At 43.0% G+C, this 228-nt stretch carries 1 protein-coding gene; it reads right to left on the bottom strand.

Annotation, left to right across the window (positions count from 1 at the left end; translation table 11 throughout):
* Positions 1–228: hypothetical protein (locus EQG61_RS13850; RefSeq protein ID WP_164974949.1), on the bottom strand; the 228-nt coding region annotated here is incomplete at both ends.

Genomic DNA, 228 nt, shown 5'->3' with positions numbered 1-228 from the left:
TTACAGTAGCTGTATCACAGTTAGCAGGGTTTAAGATTTCACAGATTTGGTATACTAAAGTGTAAGTACCTGCAGGCGTTCCAGGAGCAACATTCACCGCTCCGGTTGCAGGATCTAAAGTTACATTTGGACTCGTTGTAGAAACTTGCGTTAAGTTCACTTGCGCCAAAGTAACAGGTTGACCGTTTAAGGTATCGTTTACCAACACATTAGGTACAGCAGTACCAC

The sequence above is a fragment of the Flavobacterium stagni genome, assembly GCF_004122105.1.
GTDB classification, from domain to species: domain Bacteria; phylum Bacteroidota; class Bacteroidia; order Flavobacteriales; family Flavobacteriaceae; genus Flavobacterium; species Flavobacterium stagni.
The sequence above is the reverse complement of the archived record's forward strand: the minus strand, read 5'-3'. Positions and strand labels throughout refer to the sequence as shown.